The following is a 7,348-nucleotide window of genomic DNA, read 5'->3' on the forward strand; positions in this document are numbered from 1 at the left end:
GAACCGCGGGACTCCTCTCCTTCCACCGAAAAGAGGATGCAGGGCTTGGCATATTCCTCCACCAGACGGGCAGCGGCGATGCCGATGACGCCGTGGTGCCATCCTTTTCCGTACAGGATGATGACGCGGTCGTTTAAGATTTCAGGGTAACTGAGGATCTTGTGTTTAATCTCGCGGTAGATCTGTTCCACCAGCTCCTTGCGCTGTTCGTTGAGGGCATTGATCTGCTGGGCAATCTCCAGAGCCTTACCGGAGCGGTCGCTCAGCAGCAGTTCCATGGCAAGGTCCGCCTGTCCCAGTCTGCCCGCCGCATTGATGCGCGGCGCCAGTCCAAAGGCGATGCTGGTCGAGTCGAGCTTTCTGCCGGAAAGTCCCGCCACCTCGATGAGCGCCTGTACGCCCACCTGCTGACCCATGGCGATGCACTCCAGTCCCTTCTGGACGATGGCGCGGTTTTCGCCGGTCAGCTCGACTACATCCGCTACGGTGGCGATGGCGGCAAGCTCTCCAAAGTGCCAGATCATCTCCTCACCGGTCGGGTCGTCCTCCATCGCGCAGATCAGCTTGAAGGCAAGTCCTGCTCCGCACAGATAGGGAAACGGATAGGTGCAGTCGGCACGGTGCGGATCGACCACCGCACAGGCCTTTGGCAGCTCGGGACGAGGCTGATGGTGGTCAATAACGATCAGGTCCATCCCAAGTGTTGCAGCGTATTCTGCCTCCTCCAAGGCGGCGATGCCGTTGTCCACCGTGACGATCAGATCGACCTGCTGCTCCTTTAAAAAGTCGATGGCTTTGCAGTTTAAGCCGTAGCCTTCGCTGTCGCGGTCAGGGATATAGTAGATGACCCGCGCTCCCAGATCTTCCAGATAGGTATAGAGCATGGCGGTAGCGGTGATGCCGTCGCAGTCGTAGTCTCCGTAAACGGCGATGGTCTCCTCCTCCTGTACCGCCCGACTCAGCCGCTCGACGGCCTTGTCCATATCCTTCATCAGAAACGGGTCGTGCAGTCTTGCTTGCGCAGCAGTACCGACACAGGCCATCGCCTGTTCGATGTCGGTCACGCCGCGTCCATCCAGGATCTGTGCCGCAATCTGTGGCATCCCCGTTTGCTGTATTAAATTGTTCACTCGTTCGGGGTCTGCCTGCGGCAGCTTCCATTTTCTAAAAACCAAGACTGATTCCTCCGCGTTTCCATAATTCTATCAGGAGATACTTTAACTAGTATATTTTATCATTTTTTTACCTGATATTCAATCATCATTTAGCAAAAATCGCAAAAGAAAGGCGGCTCCAACCTGAAAAAGTTGGGCCGCACTCCATTTTTATGCGTTCTGATCGTCGCATCCGTCCCGATATTCGCCAAGTCTTGGCGGGAAAAAGTCCTCCATCGGGAACTGGATTTTTTTGAACATCTCGCACGGGTCGCCGGTGGAATACTCGCTTTCCTTGTCGGGGATACAGAAGTCGTAGGCCGGCACCATCATCTGCACCTTGCGCTGCAGCTGAACGATGGTGAACAGACCCAGGGTGATGTAGACCTCCTTGCTGACCTCGACATTCTGGAAGCTGCCGCCGACCTGGGTGCAGATCTGGGCAGGGATGACCGAGCAAGGGCAGCAGCACTTTTTCGCCGGACATTCCACATACCGGCACGCAAGACAGATTGGGTCGACAATCTGAACCACTGCGTTTGGCATGGCGGTCATCTGCTCGGTGTTGCAGCAGCCTGTGTGGGAAGAAAAGACTCTGGCGTTTGCCTCGCTTCCGTACAGGATAACTTTCTTGGAGAAGTAGGAAATGCCGCAGCAGTTGACTGCCGGCGTTCCAGGAGATAAGTACACAGACAGCTCTACCAGGAAGTAGAAGGTCATATCTACCGAGTAGAAGCCTTTGTTAAACGGCACGCTTTCGACATCGACACAGACGTTTAATACCTTGACCTTTTTGCACTTGATGCTGGCCGCCTTGTCGATGATCGGCTGTGTTTTATCGCTGAAGAACACCTGAAGATCCTCCAGACAATCCTTGTCGCTGCAGGAATCGTAGATGCGTTCCGCGTCGATGCACACAGCTTCCTTAAAGCAGTTGCACTCGTTTGGGCGGATTGGTTTGGATTCTGCCATGAATATCCCTCCGTTTTGGCATGGGGCGGCCCTGCCAGATCAGACCGCCTGCTGTTGATACATCGGCGCAGCCTTTTTTGAGCTCTGCACTGCGCTGACATTCAATATCAGTCTATGAAACGGCGCGGATTTTGTGAACCGAATCCCATTTTCTTTTTATTTACTCTCCGATGGCTTTGGCTGAGACACTGCGCTTTGCTAGACCTAAGTTTCAGAATCGAAGGAGCTGTTTTACTATGGATTTTACAGACAAAATGTGCTATAATAAACCTCCAAAATAAAACTGCTACAAGATGTTATGGACGATAGATAGAAAGGTTTGATCAATAAGATGGCACAGACAACAGAGCAACGTTTTTTGCAGCTTCGGCGCGCAGTGCTGGAACAGCGGTTTTCCAACATGAATGACAAACAGCGTCAGGCGGTCTTTCAGACCGAAGGCCCCGTCCTGATTCTGGCGGGCGCAGGCAGCGGCAAGACCACCGTGGTGGTCAACCGCATCGCCAACATGGTCGAATTTGGCAACGCCTACCACAGCGAGTACGTCCCGCCGTTTATCTGCGAGGAGGACCTTGCCTTTTTGCAGGACTGGCTCGACGGCAAGCTGGACGACGGCGACATCAACCGCGACCGCCTTGCCCGACTGATCGCCGACCGTCCGGTCAAGCCATGGAACATCCTTGCCATCACCTTCACCAACAAGGCTGCCGGTGAGCTCAAGGAACGTCTGGAACGGATGCTGGGCGAACAGGCGCTGGACATTCAGGCTTCCACCTTCCACTCGGCTTGTATGCGCATCCTGCGCCGCGAGATCGGTGTGCTGGGCTACGAGCGCAGCTTTACCGTCTACGACACCGACGACTCGGTGCGCATCATCAAAGAGGCGCTGCGCGAGCTGGGCGTACAGGAAAAGATGATGTCCCCCAAGGGCATCCTCGCTTCGATCAGCTCGGCAAAAGACCGGATGCTCACTCCGCAGGATGTGCTGCGCGATGCTGGCGACGACTACCGCGAGGAGATTGTCGGCAAGGTGTACGATTACTACCAGAAGCGCCTGAAGGCAGCAAACGCGCTGGACTTTGACGACATCATCATCCTCACCGTCAAAATCTTCCAGCAGTACCCTGATGTGCTGGACAAATACCGCAATCGCTTCCGCTACATCATGGTCGACGAGTATCAGGACACCAACAACTCCCAGTTTTTACTGGTCAGCCTGCTGGCGGGCGGACACCACAACATCTGTGTTGTCGGCGATGACGACCAGAGCATCTACAAGTTCCGCGGCGCCACCATCGAAAACATCCTGAACTTTGAAAACCAGTATCCCAACACCAAGGTCATCCGTCTGGAACAGAACTACCGCTGCACCCAGACCATCCTCGATGCAGCCAATGCCGTCATCGAAAACAACACCCAGCGCAAGGGCAAAACCCTCTGGACCCAGAACCCGAAAGGCACTCAGGTCAAGGTCTACCGCGGACTCAACGAGCAGGACGAGGCGCGCTTTATCGCCGAGACCATCCTCAACAATGTGGCTCAGGGTCAGAAGTTTTCCGACCATGCCATCCTCTATCGTATGAATGCGCAGTCCAACATGATTGAAAACGCCCTGATTCGCTCGGGCATCGCCTACAAGATCATCGGCGGCCAGCGCTTCTACGAGCGCAAGGAGATCAAGGACATCATCGCCTACTTGAGCGTCATCAACAACCACTCCGATGCAGTGCGCTTAAAGCGCATTATCAACGAGCCAAAACGCGGCATCGGCGACACCACGGTGGAAAAAACCGAGGAGATCGCCTCGATGCTGGAACTGCCGCTGTTTGAGGTGCTCAAACACGCCGACGAGTACCAGCCACTTGCCAAAAAGAGCAAGGCACTCATCGAGTTTGCCCAGATGATCGAAGGTCTCAGCGAGCTTGCTGAAAACGGCAGTCTGGAGGAGCTGTTCGACGAGCTGCTCGAACAGACCGGCTACATGATCTACCTGCAGGCGATGGGCGAGGAAGGCATCAATCGCATCGAGAACGTCCACGAGTTAAAATCCAACATCTTAAAATATGTGGAGGAAACCCAGAAGATGCCGGAACTGTCCATCGACCCTGAAAATCCCGATGAGCAGCCGGAGATTGTCCTCCCTACCCTGGCGGGCTTTTTGGAGGAAGTCACCCTCTACACCGACATCGACGGCTACGAGGAGGACGCCGACCGCGTCATCATGATGACCATGCACTCTGCCAAGGGTCTGGAGTTTGACAACGTCTTTTTCTGCGGCGCCGAGGAGGGCATCTTCCCTGGTATGCAGGCCATCCACAACCCTGAGCAGATCGAGGAGGAGCGTCGTCTTGCCTATGTCTGCATCACCCGCGCCAAAAAGCAGCTGTACATCACCAACGCTGCCCAGCGTATGATCTTCGGTCAGACGGTGCGCAACCGCGTTTCCCGCTTTGTCAGCGAGATCCCAGCCTCCTGCTGTGACGTGGAGGACAAGACCATCCGCAAGGCAAGCCAGGCAGAGCTCAAAAAGGCTGCCACCGTCAAAAAGACCCGCGCCGCCAACGACATCGGCGTCGGCGGTATGGCTGCTGCCCGCAAGACGATGTCTTACAGCTCGGAAACACCATCGGGCGCCGCCGCTATCACCCTGAGGGCGGGCGACCGCGTCAAACACAACACCTTCGGAGAAGGCACCCTGGTCAAAATGACGCCGATGGGCGGCGACTGCCTGCTGGAAATCCTGTTTGACACCGTGGGCACCAAAAAGATCATGTACAAGTTTGCAAAGCTTACCAAACTTTCCTGATCTAAAGAACCTAAAACGCATTAAAAAAATCCCTGAGAAAGCAATCCTGCTTTCTCAGGGATTTTTAATATCTGTTAGAAATTGCTGATTTCATAGTCAAAGCGATCCCGTCTTCTGCGGCGGTTCTTCTTCCAGATGGTGATGAAAACAGACAGTGCCAGTGCTCCCAGCAAAAACAGCGGCATACTCCAGTAGTTATATCCCGCCTCCGCGCTCATGATCTGGGTCCACAGCTGGTCCAGATAGAGGTTGGTGTCCTCGGAAAGGTTGACGTATACCTCGGTGTTTTCCAGCACCTCGTCGCTAGGGTAGGCAATCGGATTGTTGCGGGTCTCCTCGTCGAGCAGTGCAAGTGCTGCATCGTTCGGGGTCGAATACTGGATATACTCGATGTTCGCTGCCGCAATATCCGGCTCATTTAAAAAGTTGATGTACATCTCGGAGGCCAGCTTGCGCAGTCTGCTCTCCTCGGTGTCCTCCTTATGTTTTGGGATGCACACCGCATCGAAGAACAGGTTGGTGCCCTCCTTCGGGATGACAAACCGCAGACTGTCGTTAACAGCCATCATATTGATGGCGTCGCCCGCATAGTAAGGTGCAATGGCAGCCTCGTTGCCCTGCATCTTGTCAAAGATCTGGTCCATGACGTATGCCTGCACCATCGGCTTTTCTTCCTTGAGCATCTGGGCAGCCTGATCCAGCTCCAGCTTGTCCTCGGTGTTGATGCTGTATCCCAGGCGCAGCAGCGCGATGGCAAAGGCATCGCGCGAGTTGGAAAACTGCAGGATCTGTTTTGCGTAGTTTTCATCCCACATGATGTCCCAGCTGTCCGGATCGAAGCCGAGCATGTCGTAGTTATAGATCAGTCCCACCGTTCCCCAGGTATACGGCACCGAGTAAAGGTTCTCAGGGTCATAGGAGGGATTTTTGAACTTTTCGGAGATGTACTGGAAGTTTGGGATATTCTCAAAATCCAGCGGTTCGAGCATGTCCTCGTCGATCATACGCGACACCATATAGTCGGACGGAAAGATGACGTCATAGGTGGTGCCGCCGCTTTTGAGCTTTGCATACAGCGATTCGTTGGTATCAAACTGGGTATAGTTGATGCGGATGCCGGTCAGCTCCTCAAACAGAGCGTTGATGTCCAGCGAATCGTCGTCGCCGTTGGAGATATATTCGCCCCAGTTGTAGACATTGATGGTGACATCCTTGCCCTTGAGCTGGGAGTAGTAGTCCATGTCATAGCCGGAGGTTTCCTCGGCGGCAACGCCCAGCGTCATCGACGAAAAAACCAGCACCGACGCCATCACAAGTCCGAGTTTTTTGAGTAAACCGTGTTGCTTCATCAATACTCCCCTCCCTGTTTTTTGCGCACCGTCTTTTGCCGGCGGCTGCCCGCTACGTTGTAAATGACCAGAATCAGCAGCACCACTGCAAACATGATGGTGGACAGAGCGTTGATCTTCGGGCTGACGCGGCGGCGGGTCATACTGTAAATAGCGACCGGCAGCGTTTGAATCGAAGCGCCGCTGACAAAGTAGGAGATGACAAAGTCGTCCATCGAATAGGTCAGCGCCATCAAAAAGCCGGAAACGATTCCAGGCATGATCTCAGGGATGACCACCTTGGTGAAGGCATTGAACGGATTGCATCCGAGGTCGAGCGCAGCGTCGTAGGTGTTCTGGTCCATCTGCTTTAATTTTGGCAGCACGTTGAGGATGACATACGGGACGTTGAAGGTGATGTGTGCCACGATCAGCGTCTGCAGGCCAAATTCCATCTTGAGGTAGATAAACAGCAGCATCAGTGCAACGCCGGTGATGATTTCAGGGTTAATCATCGGCAGATAGGTAAAGGTCATGATGACCGACTTGAGCTTTTTGTTCATCTTGTTCAGTCCAATGGCAGCCAGCGTGCCCAGCACCGTTGCCACCACCGACGATACGATCGCCACCACCAGCATGACTGCAAACGACTGGATGATGACGCGATCGTGGAACAGCTCGACATACCAGTCCAGCGTAAAGCCGGTCCAGGTATTTCTGCTCTTGCTGTCATTAAAGGAGAAGATAATCAGCACGGCGATCGGTGCATACAGAAACACCATGACCAGCCAGACATACAGAGAGGAGAGCCAGCGATTTTTTTTCATAGGATTCTTCCCTCCATTTCTTCGTCGTCAAAGTTGTTCATGATGCTCATACACAGCAGAACAACGACCATCAGCACCAGCGAAATCGCCGAGCCGAGGTTTGGATTGTAGGAGTTGCCCAGGAATTGCAGCTCGATGATATCACCGATGAGCTGGTTGGTACCGCCGCCGAGCATCTTGGAGATGATAAAGGTGGAGATGGCAGGCACAAACACCATGGTGATGCCGGTGCTGACGCCTGGAAGGCTCAGTGGAATGACC

5 protein-coding genes and 1 pseudogene are annotated in these 7,348 nt (G+C 54.1%); 1 reads left to right on the plus strand and 5 read right to left on the minus strand.

The features are described 5' to 3' along the window. Together recJ and Q0L39_RS09675 are read right to left on the minus strand one after the other, a co-directional pair. Window positions 1-1,175: single-stranded-DNA-specific exonuclease RecJ (gene recJ / locus Q0L39_RS09670; protein WP_296628750.1), on the minus strand; the 1,175-nt coding region annotated here is incomplete at its 3' end. Window positions 1,176-1,325: 150 nt separating this feature from the next. Further along, window positions 1,326-2,126: a hypothetical protein gene (locus Q0L39_RS09675; RefSeq protein ID WP_296628752.1), complete on the minus strand. Its 801-nt coding sequence runs from the start codon at window positions 2,124-2,126 to the stop codon at window positions 1,326-1,328. A 331-nt stretch (window positions 2,127-2,457) separates the two neighbouring features. On the opposite strand from Q0L39_RS09675, the gene Q0L39_RS09680 reads away from it, so the two are divergent. Next, entirely contained in the window at window positions 2,458-4,932 is a 2,475-nt protein-coding gene (locus tag Q0L39_RS09680; RefSeq protein ID WP_296628754.1) for an ATP-dependent helicase, read from the plus strand. Between the two features lie 74 nt (window positions 4,933-5,006). Here the strand turns inward: Q0L39_RS09680 and Q0L39_RS09685 are convergent, their stop codons facing one another. The 3 genes and pseudogenes from Q0L39_RS09685 to Q0L39_RS09695 all read right to left on the minus strand — a co-directional run. Next, on the minus strand, window positions 5,007-6,281 hold the full coding sequence (locus Q0L39_RS09685; RefSeq protein ID WP_296628756.1) for a spermidine/putrescine ABC transporter substrate-binding protein: 1,275 nt from the start codon (window positions 6,279-6,281) through the stop codon (window positions 5,007-5,009). Next, window positions 6,281-7,087: an ABC transporter permease gene (locus tag Q0L39_RS09690; protein WP_296628757.1), complete on the minus strand. Its 807-nt coding sequence runs from the start codon at window positions 7,085-7,087 to the stop codon at window positions 6,281-6,283. The genes Q0L39_RS09685 and Q0L39_RS09690 overlap by 1 nt, the downstream gene beginning before the upstream one ends. Further along, a pseudogene (locus tag Q0L39_RS09695) lies at window positions 7,084-7,348 on the minus strand (ABC transporter permease); the annotation flags it as partial. The pseudogene Q0L39_RS09695 and the gene Q0L39_RS09690, both read right to left, overlap by 4 nt.

Origin of the sequence: uncultured Negativibacillus sp., from assembly GCF_944388365.1 — a bacterium.
Classification (GTDB): Bacteria; Bacillota; Clostridia; order Oscillospirales; family Ruminococcaceae; genus Negativibacillus.

Excerpts from the sequence above, each read along its gene's own strand:
- Q0L39_RS09680 (WP_296628754.1), top strand. The coding sequence starts at position 2,458 with ATGGCACAGACAACAGAGCAACGTTTTTTGCAGCTTCGGCGCGCAGTG.
- Q0L39_RS09675 (WP_296628752.1), bottom strand. The coding sequence starts at position 2,126 with ATGGCAGAATCCAAACCAATCCGCCCAAACGAGTGCAACTGCTTTAAG.
- Q0L39_RS09690 (WP_296628757.1), bottom strand. The coding sequence starts at position 7,087 with ATGAAAAAAAATCGCTGGCTCTCCTCTCTGTATGTCTGGCTGGTCATG.
- Q0L39_RS09685 (WP_296628756.1), bottom strand. The coding sequence starts at position 6,281 with ATGAAGCAACACGGTTTACTCAAAAAACTCGGACTTGTGATGGCGTCG.